14 protein-coding genes are annotated in these 14,354 nt (G+C 65.7%); 6 read left to right on the top strand and 8 right to left on the bottom strand.

Going from position 1 to position 14,354, the window contains the following annotated elements; all coding sequences use genetic code 11:
* Positions 1-114: 114 nt before the first annotated feature.
* The 6 genes from AC1DRP_RS01580 to AC1DRP_RS01555 all read left to right on the top strand — a co-directional run bounded on the left by AC1DRP_RS01580 (position 115) and on the right by AC1DRP_RS01555 (position 6,430).
* The gene (locus tag AC1DRP_RS01580; protein ID WP_441490818.1) at positions 115-1,221 is read left to right on the top strand and encodes an ABC transporter ATP-binding protein; all 1,107 of its coding nucleotides are present in this window, start codon (positions 115-117) and stop codon (positions 1,219-1,221) included.
* A gap of 14 nt (positions 1,222-1,235) precedes the next feature.
* Positions 1,236-2,366, top strand: coding sequence for an ABC transporter substrate-binding protein (locus AC1DRP_RS01575; RefSeq protein ID WP_476767625.1), 1,131 nt, complete (start codon positions 1,236-1,238; stop codon positions 2,364-2,366).
* A gap of 67 nt (positions 2,367-2,433) precedes the next feature.
* The gene (locus tag AC1DRP_RS01570) at positions 2,434-3,264 is read left to right on the top strand and encodes an ABC transporter permease (RefSeq protein WP_441490707.1); all 831 of its coding nucleotides are present in this window, start codon (positions 2,434-2,436) and stop codon (positions 3,262-3,264) included.
* Positions 3,261-4,076, top strand: coding sequence for an ABC transporter permease (locus tag AC1DRP_RS01565; RefSeq protein WP_476767624.1), 816 nt, complete (start codon positions 3,261-3,263; stop codon positions 4,074-4,076). The genes AC1DRP_RS01570 and AC1DRP_RS01565 overlap by 4 nt, the downstream gene beginning before the upstream one ends.
* Positions 4,077-4,333: 257 nt before the next feature.
* Positions 4,334-4,891 (top strand): HdeD family acid-resistance protein, encoded by a 558-nt coding sequence (locus tag AC1DRP_RS01560; protein WP_441490709.1) that lies wholly within the window; start codon positions 4,334-4,336, stop codon positions 4,889-4,891.
* 51 nt (positions 4,892-4,942) lie between these two features.
* A complete protein-coding gene (locus AC1DRP_RS01555) occupies positions 4,943-6,430 on the top strand; it encodes an alpha/beta hydrolase (RefSeq protein WP_441490710.1) in 1,488 nt (495 codons plus the stop codon).
* A gap of 67 nt (positions 6,431-6,497) precedes the next feature.
* Here the strand turns inward: AC1DRP_RS01555 and AC1DRP_RS01550 are convergent, their stop codons facing one another.
* From AC1DRP_RS01550 to AC1DRP_RS01515, 8 genes are all read right to left on the bottom strand, one after another.
* Positions 6,498-8,309 (bottom strand): SLC13 family permease, encoded by a 1,812-nt coding sequence (locus tag AC1DRP_RS01550; protein ID WP_441490711.1) that lies wholly within the window; start codon positions 8,307-8,309, stop codon positions 6,498-6,500.
* A 183-nt stretch (positions 8,310-8,492) separates the two neighbouring features.
* Complete coding sequence (locus AC1DRP_RS01545) at positions 8,493-10,121, bottom strand: complex I subunit 5 family protein (protein ID WP_441490712.1); 1,629 nt, start codon at positions 10,119-10,121, stop codon at positions 8,493-8,495.
* Positions 10,118-11,653, bottom strand: a complete 1,536-nt coding sequence (locus tag AC1DRP_RS01540; RefSeq protein ID WP_441490713.1) for a complex I subunit 5 family protein — start codon at positions 11,651-11,653, stop codon at positions 10,118-10,120. The genes AC1DRP_RS01545 and AC1DRP_RS01540 overlap by 4 nt, the downstream gene beginning before the upstream one ends.
* Positions 11,650-12,000 (bottom strand): NADH-quinone oxidoreductase subunit K, encoded by a 351-nt coding sequence (locus tag AC1DRP_RS01535; RefSeq protein ID WP_441490714.1) that lies wholly within the window; start codon positions 11,998-12,000, stop codon positions 11,650-11,652. Before AC1DRP_RS01535 ends, AC1DRP_RS01540 begins: the two co-directional genes overlap by 4 nt.
* On the bottom strand, positions 11,997-12,929 hold the full coding sequence (locus AC1DRP_RS01530; RefSeq protein WP_476767623.1) for a hydrogenase subunit MbhD domain-containing protein: 933 nt from the start codon (positions 12,927-12,929) through the stop codon (positions 11,997-11,999). Before AC1DRP_RS01530 ends, AC1DRP_RS01535 begins: the two co-directional genes overlap by 4 nt.
* Positions 12,926-13,219, bottom strand: coding sequence for a cation:proton antiporter (locus AC1DRP_RS01525; RefSeq protein WP_476767622.1), 294 nt, complete (start codon positions 13,217-13,219; stop codon positions 12,926-12,928). Before AC1DRP_RS01525 ends, AC1DRP_RS01530 begins: the two co-directional genes overlap by 4 nt.
* Positions 13,216-13,506 (bottom strand): monovalent cation/H+ antiporter complex subunit F, encoded by a 291-nt coding sequence (locus AC1DRP_RS01520; protein WP_441506414.1) that lies wholly within the window; start codon positions 13,504-13,506, stop codon positions 13,216-13,218. Before AC1DRP_RS01520 ends, AC1DRP_RS01525 begins: the two co-directional genes overlap by 4 nt.
* Entirely contained in the window at positions 13,499-14,002 is a 504-nt protein-coding gene (locus AC1DRP_RS01515) for a Na+/H+ antiporter subunit E (protein ID WP_476767621.1), read from the bottom strand. Before AC1DRP_RS01515 ends, AC1DRP_RS01520 begins: the two co-directional genes overlap by 8 nt.
* Positions 14,003-14,354 lie beyond the last annotated feature (352 nt).

The raw sequence follows: 14,354 nt of genomic DNA, 5'->3' as shown, positions 1-14,354 counted from the left end.
CTGTTGCACATCGGCGCGAGTGTTCGTTATGTTTATTCCAAGCGGTCCAGAAAATGGAAGAGATATTCCATAGAGCTGGAAAAAAGGTCGCGACAGGGGAGAAAGCGTTTGCAAGTGGGAGTGCCGGACAGGGCGCGCAGCGGCGCGGCCATCAGCGTGCGTGACCTGCATGTCGCCTATGGCGGCACGCAGGTGCTGCACGGCGTCAGCCTCGATTTCACGCCCGGCAGCTTCACGGCGCTTCTTGGTTCGTCCGGCTGCGGCAAGACCACCCTGCTGCGTTCGCTCAGCGGCTTCGTGCCGGTGCAATCCGGTTCGATCATCGTCGGCGGCAATGATGTCGCGTCACTCCCGCCGGAGAAGCGCGGGATGGCGATGGTCTTCCAGTCCTATGCGCTTTGGCCGCATATGACGGTGCTGCAGAATATCGGCTACGGGCTGAAGCTGCGTGGTGCGTCCAAGGCCGAGATCGCCGCCAAGGTCGCGTCCATGCTCGAGTTCCTCGGCCTGACCGGATATGAGGGCCGCAAGGTCACGGCGCTCTCGGGCGGGCAGCGTCAGCGCGTTGCGCTTGGCAGGGCGCTGGCGATCGATCCGGGCATCCTGCTGCTCGACGAGCCGCTCTCCAATCTCGACGCCAAGATCCGCATGACGATGCGCCATGAGATCCGCGCGATCCAGCAGCGTCTTGGCCTGACCGCCGTCCATGTCACGCATGACCGCGAGGAGGCCATGACCATGGCCGACCGGCTCGTCATCATGCAGGCGGGGCGGATTGCGCAGGTCGGCACGCCGGAAGAGGTCTATGATCGCCCGGCGACCGCCTTCGTCGCCAATTTCATGGGGGCGGAGAATGTCCTTCCCCTTCATGTCGAGCGCTCCGAGCGCGGCGCCTCGCTGAGGGCAGGGGACGCCACGGCCCAGATCGCGGCCGAGGCGTTCGATGCTTTGCCTGTCGGAGATGCCGTCGCCTATTTCCGCGACGATGTCGCGCGCCTCGATGCGGCCGACGCCCCAGCCTCCGACGACCTGCTGGTGCCCGGACGCATTGCGGCTCGCGCCTATCCCGGCGGAGTCTACCGCTACCGGGTCGAAGCCGCCGGCCGCCAGATCACGGTCGACGACGCTGCCCGTCACGAACTCGGAACGAAAGTCGGCCTGCGCATTCCGCTGCAGCGCCTCCACATCTTCCCGGCATCCGAGGCCGGGATCGCCGCCTGACAGGGAGTCAGCTCATGCGCATTCTTACAGTTGCCTGCTCGATTGCAGCGCTGATGGTGGCGACGCCGCTGTCCGCTCAGACCCTGAACGTCGCCACCGCCGGCGACCAGAACATGGTCGACTACGTCAAGGACTATCTCGGGCCGATGTTTGAGAAGTCGCATCCCGGCGTGAAGGTCGTCTCCGTCGGAACCGGCGCCGGCGACTCCGGATCGCAGAAGATCTTCGAGAAGCTCGACGCCCAGAAGAGCGCCGGCGCTTCGGATTTCGATGTTGTCGTCATCCACCAGAAGGCCGCCGGCACGATGGTGAAGGAAGGTCTCCTCGCCAAATATACCGACAAGGTCGAGACCGCGAAGCTCGTCTCCAGCGAGACCGCGAAGAACTCGCTCGGCGCCGATGTTTCCGGCTTCGTGATCCCGATGTTCCAGTCGCAGACTGCGCTCGCCTATAATGCCGACATGCTGAAATCGCCTCCGGCGACCTATGCGGAGCTGAAGGACTGGGCCAAGAAGAACCCCAAGCAGTTCGGCTATAACGGCATCAAGGGCGGCATGTCCGGCGTCGCCTTCGTGGCGGGCTGGGTCTACGCCTTCGGCGGCGACGCCGACAAGCTGATCAAGGGACCGTACGATCCGGCGGTGAAGGCAACCTGGGATGGCGCGCTTGCCGACCTGAAGGACTTCAACAAGAGCGTCGTGATCACCCCCGGCAATGCCGGCACACTCGACATGCTGAACCGCGGCGAGATCGCCATCGGGCCGGTCTGGGTCGACATGTTCTATTCCTGGCAGGCTGACGGCAAGCTGCCGCCGAACATGAAGCTGAAGCTCGCGGCCCCCGGCATGCCGGGCCAGCCGATGTACTACGCCGTGCCGGAGAAGACCGCGCACCGGAAGCTCGCCGAGGAGTTCATCGCGCTCGCGACCAGCCCGCAGGTGCAGGCGGACGGCATCGTGAAGAAGTTCAACTGGTATCCGGGCATCGATGCCAAGAACCTTGAAGGCAAGCTCGACCAGGCTGCCTGGAACAAGCTCTTCACCGACATCACCCCGACGGACCTGTCCAAGAACGCCAAGGCGTTCCCGATCGCGCCCTATTTCAACGACATTCTCGAAGGTTACGAGAAGAAGGTCGCGAACTGAGACGTTCCACCACCTCCTGGCCCGACGCAAGTCGGGCCACCTCTCCTCTCGATCGGCATATCTGCCCATGTCCCAACGCCAGCTGGCGCTGATCCTGATCGCGCCGGGCCTGCTCCTCGTCGCGGCTCTGTTTCTCTATCCGCTCGGCTTTTCGCTGGTCTCGGCCTTCACGCGCCCGGACGGCTCGCTGACGCTGGAATGGTTCGCCAAGGCGTTTGAGCTTTACTCCGGCGATATCGTCTTCACGGTGATCATCGTGCTGTCCTCCTGCCTGCTGACGGCACTGGCTGCGATCGCTATCGCGGGAACGCTGACGCTCGGCGAAAACAGATGGGTCGTGGGTACGCTGAAGGCGCTCTATCGCTGGCCGCTCTTCATCCCCTTCATCGTCGCGGCGCAGTGCATGCGGACCTTCCTCGCCAAGAACGGGCTGATGAACAACACCTTCGTCTCGCTTGGCCTGATGGACCCATTGAGCGCGACCAGCTTTCTCGACTGGCGCGGTATCATCGCGACCTTCGTGTGGAAGCAGACGCCGTTCGTGGCCCTGCTGCTGGCCGGCGCATTGGCGTCGATCGACCGGGCGACGCTCGAAGCCGGCCGCAATCTCGGCGCTTCGCGCCTGCGGGTGCTGGTGGAGCTGGCGCTGCCGCAGGTGATGCCGACGCTCCTCGTCGCGCTGGTCCTGTCCTTCGTGACGATGCTCTCTGTGCTCTCGGTGCCGATGATGGTGTCGGGTTCGCAGCCGACCATGCTGACCGTCGACATGGCCTTCCGCATCAACGCCTATGGCGACTACGCCACTGCCAATGCGCTCGGCGTAATCACCTATCTGATCAGTGCCGGTGCCGCGATCCTCTACCTGAAACGCGGCATGTCGAAGGAGGCCGCACCATGATCCGGCTTGCCTCCACGGCGAAGGCGGCGCTGGCTGCCGCCCTTCTCACCGCTTTCGCCTTCGTCCTCATCGGTCCGCTTGCGAACCTTGCGCTGTGGTCCGTCGCCGAGCGCTGGTACACGCCCTACAAGCTGCCGGTGACCTATGGCACCCGCTATTGGGAGCAGGTCTTCCGCCCGACCGGCGACGCCATGGCCTCGCTCGGTACCAGCGTATGGATCGCGGTGCTGACGGTCATTGTCGCGCTCGCGCTCTCGATCCCGGCCGGCTATGCGCTGGCGCGGCTGAAGCTGCCGGTGCGCGCGCTGTTCATGGTGATGTTCCTGCTGCCGCAGGCATTCCCGTCCRTCGCGATCTACATCAACGTCGCGCGCGTCTTCTACCAGATCGGCATCAACGGCACGGTCTTTGCCGTGGTCCTCGTCCATGCCGCTCACGGCCTCGTCTATTCCGTCTGGATCGCGGCGGCGGCCTTTGCCGCAGTCGACAAGGACCTGGAGCTCGCCGCCCGCAATATTGGCGCGTCACCCCTGCGTACCTTCGCCACCGTGACATTGCCGCTGGCTGCGCCTGGCATCATCGCCAGCGGCATCTTCGTGTTCCTGGAATCGCTCGACGAATTCACCGGCACCTTCTTCGTCGGTGTGCCGCAGGTCACGACATTGCCGCTGCTGCTCTACAACGCGGCGATGGGCGGCAACTACCAGGTCGCGTCGATCACGGCTTTGATCCTGCTCGTCCCGTCCGTGCTGTTCATGCTGTTCATCGAGCGCTTCCTGCGCGCCGACGTCCTGGCGAAGGTCGGTGCGTGAGGCCTCCGATCCGCGCCTGATCGCGGTCCGGGCGTCCGTCGCGTCATTGCGCCGGCACACCCGGGCCGCTGCCCGCCAAAATCCATGAAAACGGGATTCCCTGACTAGCTTTGGGATTCCCTGCTGATCCGTCCCGAGACCAGGCGCGGCATAACTGCTCATGACGGCATTGCCCGATTGCGACTGTCTGCCGGTGCGGCGGGCGGCCTCGGCGGCAAGGCCATCGCTTGCTTCTACAGCGACGGATTGCGCAACTCATGGCCCAGAATTCAAGCAGGTCCGATCACAGCCTCGTTCGGCTGATGTCAGGCAAGATCATCGCACTCGGGATCGCCCTGGTCATTTGCGGGATCATCGCGATTGCAAGCCCTGCCATCTCGACCATGGCGGTGACCTTGTTCCTTGGCCTGATCCTGGCTGTCGCTGGCGCATTCAAGGTGGTCCAGTCCTTCATGGTCAAGGAGTGGAGTGGCTTCGTCTGGCAGTTGCTGGTCGGGATGATCGAGTTGTTGGGCGGCATTCTGGTGTATTTCAACCCGATGAAGGGGGCGATTGCCATCACCTTGGTGATTGCCCTTGTCTTGATCGCGGAAGGCCTCGCCCAGCTCGGGCTTGCCATCAAGATGCGGGCGCAGAGCGGCGTGGGCTGGATGTTCCTGTCCAGCATCATCACGATCGTCGTTGGCGTCGCGCTGGCGATGCGGCTCCCCTATGGCGGCATCTATGCGCCCGGCACGCTGGTGGGCGTCTCGCTGCTCTTCGCCGGCTGGGCTTATATCGCGATCGCGCTCGCCGCCCGGAAGGCTGCTGCCTGACCTCCCGGTCCGGCGTATCATCGGCAGAGCAGATTCTCGAAGGTTCCAGGCATGCGCGGTTTCATCGGCAAGACGCTGAAACGCGGGGGCGCCGTCCTCGCGATCGTCGCGCTGTCCCTGCTCGGACTGCGCATCTACGACACCCAGCGCGGCGCGCCGCTTGAACCCTGGCACACTTATGTGCCGCATGAACTCTCGATCAAGGAGCTCGATCGCGGCAGCTGGGACGACTATCTCAAGGCGGAGGCGGCAGCTTTCGCGGGCGTGCGGGCGGAGGTCACGCAAAAGCTCGCCCCTGAGGAGCGTGTTCCGGTCAATCGCTATTTCGACGGCAGCGCGATTCATCCCGAGCATTTCAAGCAGGATTGGAACCGCTCCTATGTCATGGAGCCGGAGGGCAAGCCGGTCGGCGTGGCCGTGTTCCTGCACGGGCTGACGGATTCGCCCTACAGCCTGCGCCACGTCGCACGGCAATATCGTGACCGTGGTTTCGTCGCCATCGCGATCCGTCTGCCAGGACACGGCACAGTGCCGGCCGGGCTGACCGAGATCGAATGGGAGGATTGGTTGGCTGCGACGCGCCTCGCGGTCAGGGAGGCGAGAAAGCGGGTCGAGCCCGCCGCGCCACTGCATCTCGTCGGGTTCTCGAATGGCGGCGCACTTGCGCTGATGTATGCGCTCGAAGCGCTCGAGAACAAGGAACTGGCGCGGCCGGACCGCCTTGTCCTGATCTCGCCGATGATCGGGATCACGGCCTTCGCACGCTTCGCCGGGCTTGCCGGCCTGCCGGCCATCCTGCCGGCTTTCGCCAAGGCGGCCTGGCTCAGCGTCCTGCCCGAGTTCAACCCGTTCAAGTACAATTCCTTCCCGGTCAACGGCGCGCGCCAGTCGCATCTGCTGACCAGCGCCCTGCAGCAGAAGATCCTGCGGCTGGCGCGGGAAAACCGGTTGAAGGACCTGGCGCCGCTCATCAGCTTCCAGTCGGTGATGGATTTCACCGTGAGCACGCGGGCGATCATCACCTCGCTCTATGCCCATCTGCCGGCGAATGGCAGCGAGCTCGTCCTGTTCGACCTGAACCGTTCGACCAAGTTCGGGCCGCTGCTGAGTTCGGCCTCCGACACGCTGTTGAGCCGCATGCTGCCGGCACCGCCGCGGAATTTCCGGGTGTCGATCATCACCAATGCCAGCGAGGATTCCAGCGATGTCGTCGAACGGGTGACCGAGGCCGGCGCATCGGCCGAGACCGTGCGAGACCTCGGGCTGTCCTATCCCTTCGACGTGTTTTCACTGTCGCATGTCGCCCTGCCATTCCCGGTCACCGATGGCCTCTACGGCCTCAAGCCCGATCCGGCGGAGGATTTCGGCATCAAGCTCGGGGCGGTCGCCGCCCGCGGTGAGCGCGGCACCCTGATCGTGAATCTGGATTCGCTGCTGCGCATGTCGTCGAACCCTTTCTTTCCCTATCTGATCGACCGGATCGACGAACCGCTGCGTGGCGCGGCGTCCGCATCTCCTGCCGTACCCGCCACGCGATAGGCGGCGGCGGAGCCGGTTCCGCGCCGATTGGATCATGGGCGGCGGTTCGAGTCCGGACCGCCGGAGTTCAGAACCGCCAGATTAGCGGTACGTAGAACACCGCCATGATGAAGAACCAGATCATCAGCGGCGTCCCGAGCTTCCAGTAGCTATTGAAGCTGTAGCCGCCGGGGCCCATCACCATCATGTTCGTCGAGGTCGCGATCGGCGTCATGAAGGACGCTGCACCCGCGATACACAGGCTCATCAGGATCGGGCGGGGCGAAACCCCCATGCCGGTGGCCGCCGCCATGGCAATGGGGATGACCAGCATCGTGGTGGCCGTATTGCTCATGATCTGGCCGAGGCTTGCGGTCAGCACGAAAAGGCCCGCGAGAAAGACGATCGGTCCGGCATCGCCGGTGAGCGCAACGAGGTAATTGGCCACGAGCTGTGCCGCGCCCGACTGCACCATGGCGGTGGAAAGCGGCATCATCGCACCGACGAGGATCACCGTCGTCCAGTTGATGGCGCGATAGGATTGCTCGACCGTGACGATGCCTGTGAGGATCAGCAGGCAGGCCGAGACGAGCCCGGCCACCGCCGGCGGGACGATGCCCGTGGCGAGCAGCACGACGAGGCAGGCCAGCACTGCGACGGCGACGCCGGCTCCGGCGCCCATCGGCACCGCCTGGCGCCTGACGAGATCGGGCGAGTTGACGACCAGGATGTCGGGGTCCGTGAGCTGCAGGTCGAGTGCTTTCCAGCTGCCTTCCAGCAGGATCGTATCGCCAGCCTGGAGAGCATCGTCGGGTTCGAGATCGACGCCGGCCCGCTGCACCGCGAGCACCACGAGATCGCCGCTATCGGTGATCATGCCCGGGAACATCGCGCGCCCGATCAGGGCCGAGCGCGGCGGGATAACGACTTCCGCGAGGCCGGAGCGGCGGTTAAACAGGCTCGGCCCGGCCTCGTCGTCCCCTCGGTCCTCGCGCAAGGCGAGGTGCTTCTCCGCTGCGAGATCGGCGACGGCTGCCGCATCGCCCTTCACCAGCAGGTAGTCGCCCTCCGAGATCGCCGGCGCGCGCAATGGCGTGCCGGAATCTCCGGCCTGAACGGCCATCAAGGTGAGACGCTGATCGCCGGCGAAGTCCAGGGCTGCGGGCGCACTCCCGATATAGGACGAGGTGGCGCGCACGCGCAGCCGGAAGACGCCGTCGCTCAGTCCGTAGTGCTCGACCAGCGTCTGGGCGTGGCGGCTGAAGTCGGCGGGCAAGCGCGCGCTGCTCTGCTCGGGCAACAGGCGCTTCCCGAGCAGCAGGATGATCGCCATCGTGCCGGCGAGCAGGGGAATGCCGACGAGAGCGAACTCGGCAAAGGCGAAGCCCTGCAACCCGGCATCTTCCAGCGCTTCCGAGACCAGGATGTTCTTCGGGGCACCGGTGAGCAGCAGGTTCGAGCCGGCATGGGCCGCAAAGGCCAGCGGCATCAGGAGCTGCGACGGGGATTGCCGCAGCCGGATCGCGGCCATCACCACGACCGGCATCAGGGCTGCCACCGCGCCGCCGCCGCTGATCAGGGCGCTCAGGCAGCCGACGGCCGTCATGATGATGATCAGCAGGCGGGTCCGCCTGTTCTCGCCCGCCTTGGCGATCAGGAGCTGTCCGGCCCAGGCGGTCACGCCCGTCTTCTCGAGCGCGGCACTGACGATGAAGAGACTGGCGATGAACAGCACCGCGCGATCGCCAAATCCGGCGAGAGCCTGCTCGAGCGTGACGGCACCGGTCGCCCAGAGCGAAAGCGCTGCTCCAATGGCCACGACGATGACCGGCAGCCTGTTCCAGGCGAACAGGGCAATCGTGATCACGGTGATGACGGCGGTACTCTCGATCGGGCTCAAGTCTGGTCCAGTCCTGTGATGATGCGTGTCAAAGCGGCCACGGCACGAGGCCTCCGCTGTCCTGGTCGTTCACCGAAGCGGGGTCATGTGCTCCGCTGCAGAAGGGCGGATGCGGGTACTGTATCCGACCATGGCCGGGGCGCCAGAGAGCCAGAGAGCCAGGGAGCACAGACCCGCTCGCGTTCAGGCTCGATACATCAGCGCTCCCAGCAGAACGGCAACGATGATGAGCGACAGCCCGGCCACCGACCAGCGGCGCAGCAGGGCGTCCACCTGCTCGATGCCGGCAGCGAGGCGCTGAATGACGGAGGTACCGGCCTTTGCCAGCACGACGATGTCACCCTCGGGGATGGAGCCAGGCAATGCCGTGATGCGACGAACCAGCAGCATGGCAAGCGCGCCCAGCAGCATGGGCCAGGCCACCTTCCAGAGCGCGTCGGGCTGCAGCAGGCTGGCGATGCCTTCGCCCGCAATTGCGGGATAGAGCGACCATGGGATCACCAGCGAGGCGGCCGCGACGATGAGCCAGGGGAGGAGCTGTCCGGGAGGAGCGGAGGACGGGGAGTTCTCCCGTGCGTCGCGCGCCACGATCGACAGGAAATTCAGCATCAGCAGCGTACTGCAAGCGCCGGCCAGCGCCATCGCGTGGCTGACATAGCCATAGCCCAGCATCGGCTTGGTCGCGAGTTTGGCAAGGGCGCCACTGGTCAGGGGCATGCCGCCGAGGCTGAGCGCCAGGAGGGCGGTGAGCAGCAGGACGGGACGCAACCGTGCCTGCCCGGTCGCAGCCAGAATGCCGACCGCCAGGAAGAGGGCCCCCTTCACCAGCGTATGATGCACCGCGTAGTAGGCAACGAGGCTCGTCGCCCCGGTATCGGCATTCTCGAGCCCGACACCGAGAAGGACGGCGAGCAGACCCATCTGGCTGACCGTGGAATAGGCCAGGATGGTCTTGGCGCGGGTCTGGGTCACACCGACGATGACGCCGAAATACGCGGTGACGATGCCGGCCGCGATCAGCACGTTGCCCCAGAATGGCAGGCCGGCCTCGAAGGGCAAAAAGCGGATCAAGCCGATCACGCCCGCCTTGACGACCACCCCGCTGAGCACGGCGGAAGCGGGCATCGGCGCGGCGGGGTGGGCGAGCGGCAGCCAGACATGCAACGGCACGAGGCCCATCTTCAAGGCAAAGCCGAGGATGAGCAGGGCAACGATGCTGTCGCGCATCGGGGATGTTGGCAGGGATGCGACCACGTCCCGGATCGCAGGATTGGCGTCGGGGTGGCCGGCCGCGAGCATCACGAAGGCCAGCAGCAGAAACGCCTCTGCGAGCAGTGCCAGCACGACATAGACGACGCCGGCTCTGTGAGCGCGTGCGGTCTGCTCATGCACGATCAGCCCATAGGCGGCGAGGCTCGCCAGCGTGAAGAGCAGGTAGAAATTCGCGATATCGCCCACGATGAAGAGGCCGAGGCTGCCTGTCAGCGTCAGCAGCCACCAGACGGCGAAGCGGGCAGCGGCCGGCTCGCGGCCCATGTAGGAGGACGCGAAGGCGCCCGCTGCGCTCCAGAGCAGGGCGGCGCCGCCGAGCAGGATTGCACCCGGCCGATCGAGGAGGAGCGACATCCGGAATGGCGGCGGGAAGAAGACCGAGGTTCCGTCCGGCACCAGAAGCGCCGCGAGCAGGCCTGGCAGGGGCGCGACAGCAAGCAGCGACAGCGCACGGGTCCGGAAGCGCCCGAAGATGCAGCAGGCCGCCATTGCGAGCGGGAGGAGCAACGAAGAGGCAAGGAGCAGGCCGGAAGCGTTCATGGCGCCACCGTTGCGATGACCCCGGAGCGCCCCAGCTGCAGGAAGCCGAAGGGCTCGAGCGGTACGAAACCAAGCAGCACGGCCGCCACCGCCAGAACAAGGGCCACGAGCTCGAGGCGCCGCGGTATCGGTTTCTGTGCGACGAGCGCGATGGCCGGTGTTGCCAGGGCGCGGTCGACGACGCGAAAGACATAGCCCGCTGCAAGCAGGCCTCCGGCCAGAATGGTGGCGGCAAGCCATGGGTGGCCGTTCAGCACCGCGGCCGTCAGCAAGAGGCACTTCGCAATGAAGCCTCCGCTCGGTGGAATCCCCATCAGGGACAGGCCGGCGAGGCCGAAGGCCGCCGCGCTGATCGGGAGTACGCGGCCGAACCCGCCGAGATCGGCGATCCGGTCATGGCCAAAGGCCTCGGCGATGACGCCGGCCGCAAGGAACATCGCGGCCTTGGCGAACGCGTGAGAAACCAGCTGGAGGGCACCTCCGGTCCAGGCGATGGTTTCCCAGGGAGCTTGCGCCTCATTTCCGGCTGCGAGCGGGAAGACGATGAAGAGATAGCCGATCTGCGCCACGGTCGAATAGGCGATCATCAGCTTCAGCCGCGCCTGCCGAAGCGCCATGACGCTGCAGAACAGGATCGAGGACGCGCCGAGAACCGCCAGGATCTGACCGGCCAGGATCGCTGCCTGCGGGGGGGCGATGTCGAGCACGAGACGCAGGATCAGGAAGACCGGCGCCTTGATGACGAGAGCCGAGAGCACCGCGCTCGCGGCTGCGGGTGCGCCGGCATGGGCCGGGGGCAACCAGAGATGCAGCGGAAACAGGGCAGCTTTGGCGAGAAGCCCTACGATCATCAGGGCAAGTGCCACCGAGAGGGCCGGCCCGCCTTCGTTCAGGCGCGACAGCATCTGGATATCGAGCGTTCCGTAGCTGCCATAGAGCAGCCCGGTGCCGAGCAGGTAGAGCAGGGACCCGAGCAGCGCGAACATCAGGTAGCGCAACGCTGCGGCGACGGTCTCGGCGCGGCCATCGAGGCAGACCAGCGGGACTGCGGCGAATGTCAGCAACTCGAGGGCGACATAGAGGTTGAACAGGTCCTCGCCGACGAAGACCGCGTTCAGCGCGCTCCAGGTTGCCAGCAGCAAGCCCCAGAAGGTCGTCGGCGCCCTCCCGTCCTGYGTCTTCGGGGCCAGCGCATAGAGGTCCCGCGCAAACAGGCATGTTGCCGTGAGCACCACCGCCGTCATCGCGATCATCGTCGCGGAAAGCCCGTCGGCGCGCAGTGCGATTCCAAGCGGCGGTTGCCAGCCGCCAACGACATAGGTGAGCGCGCTGCCGGTCCGGATCAACTCGGCCACGATAGCGATCGCGGTGACGAGACCGGCGGCGACGGTGACAAGCGCGACCTGCCTGGCATGGCGCGGGGCGAGGATCAGCATGGCCAGCACGCCGAGGACGGGCAAGGTCACGGCAAGGACCAGCAGATAGCCGCCGGGAGTGGCAAGGTGAACGGAGGCGGGCGCGAGAGGGGTCATGGCTCGGCCCGCTGCTTGTCGCCGGCCGCTGGCGCGTCCAGGCTTTCGCGGCCGGTGAGATCGAACAGGCGCTGCAGCAGCGCGACGGCAAGGGCGGTCGCCGAGAATGCGACGACGATGCCGGTGATCACCATGGCCTGCGGAACCGGGTCGCCGGAAAATCCGGCGGCTGCTCCGCGCCGTGCCGCCGCGCCAAAGACCAGGAAGATGCCCGCGCCGAGAATGTTGAACCCGACGATCCTGCGCAGGAGGCCGGCATGGGTGATCACGATGAACAGGCCGATTCCGGCCAGCGCCGCGCCGCACAGGCCAAACAATGTGGCGGGGCCGAGGGATGCGAGGCTCATGGGGCCGGAGCCCTGCTGGAGGGGCCGGCCACGAGCAGGCCGAGCGTCAGGGCGATCGATATCGTCAGCGCTGCCTCGATGCCGACGATGATGGGTTTGGCCGCGCCCTCCGGATAGGCGAGGAAGCCGCCTGCGATCGCAAAGCCGAGGAAGCCGATCGCGAAGAACAGGGCCGGTCCCCCGACCAGAAGGAGCCGCAGCGTCGTCCGCCTCGTTTCCGGTGCGGGACGCAGGCCGGCCAACATGACGAGCAGCCACATCGCGGCAAGCACGGTGCCAGCCTGGAACGTCCCGCCCGGCGCGTCGGCCCCCACCCAGCACATATAGACGGCGATCAGCACGCCAAAGGGGGGCAATACGCGGGCGAGGTAGACAAAGGGCGGCGGCGCAAGCGCTTGCCTCACCTCTGGTGCACCACCCCAGAGCTGATCGGGCGCCAGCGACCACACCCCCAGGAGGGCGAGCAGCAGAACGACCTTCTCAAGCAGCGTATCCAACGCCCGGTAAGCCAGCAGGACGGCCGTCACGGGATTGCCGAGGCCGGTCGCGTCCAGCGCCGCGGCAGCGGCAGGTGCGAGTGTCGGGGCGGGCGAGGGGAAGGAAAGCACGGCGAGCGCGAGGCCAGCCGCCACGAGCGTGCAGGCGATCGCGGCGCCTGCCTTGGCGGTTCTGTTGGGGGCATGGGGGCGGGATGAGCGCTTGCGCAGCCGGGCTTCGGCCCGAAGCAGCAGCATGCCGGTGACACCGCCGCCGATCGCCACCTCGGTCATGGCAACGTCGATCGCCGAGAGCCGCGTCCAGCCCAGTCCAAGCAGCAGACCGAAGGCAATGAAGGCGATGATCGCACCCTGATCATCCCTGGCCCTGGCGACATGGACGGCCAGCGCGAGAAGCCACGCGACGAGCGCGAGATCGAGAAGCATGGTCATGGGCGGGGCTTGCGCCGATAGAGCACCCCGGCGATCAACTGGCTCGCCGTTGCGGCCGAGATCTGGGCCAGCAGCCAGACGCAGACCAGCTTCAGGCCGCCTGCGAAGCTCTCGGCCTGCGGCAGGAGCCCAAGCACGATCAACCCGAGCCCCAGATTGTCGGCTTTGCTCAACGCGTGAAGGCGGCTGAGCGTGTCGGGGAAGCGCAGCAGGCCGAGCGTACCGGCGAGAAACAGAAGAGCGCCGCCGCCGACGGCGATAAGCGTGAAGGCATTGGCGAGCGCCGTCACGCCTCGTCCTCCGTCTGTTCGGATGCGTCGGCGCCGAGGCCGGACTGCCCGAAGGTGAAGGCAGCACAGGAGACGGCGGCCAGCAGCATCAGCAGCAAGGCGACATCCGTCATGGCGGCGGAACGCGAAGCGGCGCCGAGCAGCAGCACGGCGGCAGCGCCCCCCGTGCCCAGCAACTGAACTGCCATCATGCGTTCGACGGGTATGTCGGAGCGCAGCACCTTGAACAGTCCAAGCGCCGTGACGGTCAGGATGAAGAGCGCTGCTCCCGTGAAGAGGTCAGCCATGATCGCCCCCATTCTCCAGAGTACCGCAGAAGGCTGCTTCATCAGCGGCGATCTGTTCCGCCACCGGTTCGCGCAGATCGAGGCAATGGATATGAAGCGTGCCGTCCGCATCCGCCGCGACGGGCAGCTTGCCGGGCTGGAGGCTCATGACCGCACATGAGGCGCTGCGGGCCATGCCGGGCGGCAGCGCGGTGCGATAGGTGACAAAGCCTGGCGACAAGGCCGGCTGTGGGGCAAAGGCGCGGCGCGCGACATCGACGCCGGCCACGGCTGATTGCGGTATGAAGCGGATCAGGAAGCGCAAGAGGCCGCGCGTGGACAGTTTTCCGCTTTCCGGCCAAAGCGCCGTGCTCGTCCAGGTCGCTGCGGCTGCGGCGATCAGACCGATGGGCAGATCCTTCAGGGCGGGGCCCATCAGGATCAGCCATAGCGCGAGAAAGCCGAGACTGCGCGTGAGCATGGCAAGGGGCGGCGCCCTGCCGGCTTCGGTGGTCATGACCATGCCCCTTTGGCCGGCTGGCGCGAGCCGGGTGTGGGCGGGGCCGGCAGCCCGATGATCGCATGCCGGTCGCGGCCTCGAGACGATGCTCGTGCGCAAGTATTTTGTTCGATTTGAAGCTTAGATAAGACGAATATCGAAGATTGCGGTTTCATCTTCCGGAGCGAAAGTGTCTCATTTGATGTAATATGATAGCAATCAAAATCTCGCCAACGCTGCTGTTGGCGAATTATTACTGAAATATCGCTGCAATCTTGTCTTTCGTGCATTGAAGTGGCGCGTTCAATTCTATTGAAATCACGTTACAAATTGTGCAAGTATCTGATTTTAAAGTAGCATCTGCCCTTTC

It is taken from the genome of Allobosea sp. 01N443 (genome assembly GCF_056399325.1).
This window is presented reverse-complemented; position numbering and strand designations above follow the sequence as displayed.

What these genes read in the sequence shown, in the direction of transcription:
- AC1DRP_RS01560 (WP_441490709.1), top strand. Translation starts at nt 4,334, where the DNA reads ATGGCCCAGAATTCAAGCAGGTCCGATCACAGCCTCGTTCGGCTGATG.
- AC1DRP_RS01515 (WP_476767621.1), bottom strand. Translation starts at nt 14,002, where the DNA reads ATGACCACCGAAGCCGGCAGGGCGCCGCCCCTTGCCATGCTCACGCGC.
- AC1DRP_RS01575 (WP_476767625.1), top strand. Translation starts at nt 1,236, where the DNA reads ATGCGCATTCTTACAGTTGCCTGCTCGATTGCAGCGCTGATGGTGGCG.
- AC1DRP_RS01535 (WP_441490714.1), bottom strand. Translation starts at nt 12,000, where the DNA reads ATGAGCCTCGCATCCCTCGGCCCCGCCACATTGTTTGGCCTGTGCGGC.
- AC1DRP_RS01520 (WP_441506414.1), bottom strand. Translation starts at nt 13,506, where the DNA reads ATGGCTGACCTCTTCACGGGAGCAGCGCTCTTCATCCTGACCGTCACG.
- AC1DRP_RS01555 (WP_441490710.1), top strand. Translation starts at nt 4,943, where the DNA reads ATGCGCGGTTTCATCGGCAAGACGCTGAAACGCGGGGGCGCCGTCCTC.
- AC1DRP_RS01570 (WP_441490707.1), top strand. Translation starts at nt 2,434, where the DNA reads ATGTCCCAACGCCAGCTGGCGCTGATCCTGATCGCGCCGGGCCTGCTC.
- AC1DRP_RS01530 (WP_476767623.1), bottom strand. Translation starts at nt 12,929, where the DNA reads ATGACCATGCTTCTCGATCTCGCGCTCGTCGCGTGGCTTCTCGCGCTG.
- AC1DRP_RS01545 (WP_441490712.1), bottom strand. Translation starts at nt 10,121, where the DNA reads ATGAACGCTTCCGGCCTGCTCCTTGCCTCTTCGTTGCTCCTCCCGCTC.